Origin of the sequence: Kribbia dieselivorans NBRC 106261 (assembly GCF_001552435.1) — a bacterium.
Taxonomy (GTDB): Bacteria; Actinomycetota; Actinomycetes; order Actinomycetales; family Dermatophilaceae; genus Kribbia; species Kribbia dieselivorans.
This window is the reverse complement of sequence record NZ_BCRE01000228.1, coordinates 1-1,979: the sequence shown is the minus strand read 5'-3', so window position 1 is coordinate 1,979 and position 1,979 is coordinate 1. Positions and strand designations below refer to the sequence as shown.

Sequence of the window (1,979 nt, the reverse complement as noted above, 5' to 3'; positions counted from 1 at the left end):
GGGGGTATGCCTGGCGGCGAGGGACTCAAGGTGCGCCACGAAGGCGGGGCCCTGCTGCGTCCAGTCGTAGCGCTGCGCGACGAACGCATGACCCGCCCGCCCCATGCGGGCGGCCTCGTCCCGGTGGTGCCACAGGTGCAGCACCGCGTCGGCCGCGGCCTGCGCATCGTCGAACGGCACCACGAGACCCGCGCCACTGGACTCCGCCAATTCAGCGGCCAGCGGAAGCGGCGTGGTGACGACCGGGACCCCGTGGGCGAGGTACTCCAGGGCCTTGGTCGGCATGCTCGGCCGGTAGTTCGGCAGGTCCGCCAGCAGCGAGAGGCCACACAGCGCCCCGTCGAGCGTCGCCAACGCCCGGTCGCTGGGCACGAACCCGTGGGCGGTCAGCAGCCCCTCGGCGCTCGCCGCACGCAGCAACTCCGCCGACGCGTCGTCCTTGGCCGGGCCGATGACCTCGACCGTGATCGCGCCGCCGGACGCCTCGCGCAGCAGCCGCGCCAGATCGACCATGACGGCGCAGCCACGCGCCAGGGTGACGCTGCCGAGATAGACGACACGCGCGGAGTCGCGATCGGCCGGGGGCGCATCGGCCGGCACCCGCACCGTGTTCGGCACCACCGGATGCGGCTGCGCGAACCGCTCCTGGTAGGCGTGCTCGGCAAGCAACAGGGGCCAACGACGCTCCGCCACGCGTTCGATGCGTCGCCACGCGGTCGCGCCCACGCCGCGCAGGGGCCCGGGCATCCAGTCCTTGACGGCCAACGCGGCCGCCGGGTCCTCGTGCACGTCCCAGACGAGGTGGTCCAGCCCGAGCCCGGTGGCCGCGAGCAGCAGTTCGGGGTCGTGCACGAGCACGATGTCGTACTCGCCGCCGTGTCGGCGCAGCAGATCGCGCGCCGCCCGCCCGGCCGCGAACCGCCGACGACCGTGCGCCCGGGGCAGGTCGAGACAGGTCAGCCCCGGCACGTCGGTCTCGAGGGGCGCGTCGTAGCCACTGAACGGAGCGGCGTACGTCACCTCCCATCCGGCGGCCAGGAGCGCAGTGATCTCGCGGTGGCGAATGCGGGAGTCCGAGGGGTGGTGGACGACGGTGACGACGAGAATCCGCCGCCGTGGCGCGCTGCCATCCGCGGTCCCGGCGCCGGTCATGACGCTGAGACGAACTCGCCGAGGGCGGTACGCACGGTATGGAACGCCTCGGGCCGCGGCGCCACGAGTTCGATCGCGGACGGGTTGAGCCGGGCCAACTCGCTCAGGGTCTCCTCCGGGATGACCTGCCGACCCACCGCCAGCAGGGGAGCGCCGGTTCGCGCTGCCGTGGCGGCCGCGGCCAGCGTCGCCGGTTGGATCGAGGTCGTCACCACGACGATCCGGTCGGGGTCGGTCGTGGACACCTGCGCGTCCTCGGTCATCGCCTGGGCCGCCCACGCGTACCCCTTGGCCGGAGAGGTGATCTCCATGATCTCCACCGGCCCGACGAGATCGGCCAGTTCGGCCAGGACGTTCTCGGCGACCATGCCGCCGCCACCGAGCACGCGCACGGCCTGGGCGCCGGCCGAGGCCACGACGGAGCGCAGTTCGTCACCCAGGTCCTCGGCGGCGGTGATGATCATCGGCTCGCCCCGACGGGCGGCGTACACCGCCAGCGGCAGGGCGCGCCGGGGCTGCGACGTCGTCGCGACATAGACGAGGTCGGCGGGGTCGGTGAGCATCTGGCGCAGCGCGGCCGCCGACACTTCGGCGGGGGTGTTGACCTCCCAGCGCTCCACCGTGTGCCCGGCCGCGCCCACCGCGTCGGCCACCTCCGGATAGATCATCGACTCGTCGCCGACGAGGATGACCCGACCGGGCTGCAGTCTGGCGAGTTCGGTCAGGACCGCGGGCGGCGCCTGCTCGGCCGGGGTGATGAGCAGCGGCCAGCCACCGCGCGTGGCCGGCGCGAGCAGCGGCAGCGTCAGGCTCGGGTCGCCGGTGAC

The 1,979-nt window shown here is 73.7% G+C and carries 2 protein-coding genes; both read right to left on the bottom strand.

Annotated elements, in window-relative coordinates:
• Nucleotides 1-1,152: glycosyltransferase (locus KD1_RS14930; protein WP_068403239.1), on the bottom strand; the 1,152-nt coding region annotated here is incomplete at its 3' end.
• On the bottom strand, nucleotides 1,149-1,979 hold an 831-nt coding region (locus tag KD1_RS16980), incomplete at its 5' end, for a hypothetical protein (RefSeq protein WP_169795413.1). The genes KD1_RS14930 and KD1_RS16980, both read right to left, overlap by 4 nt.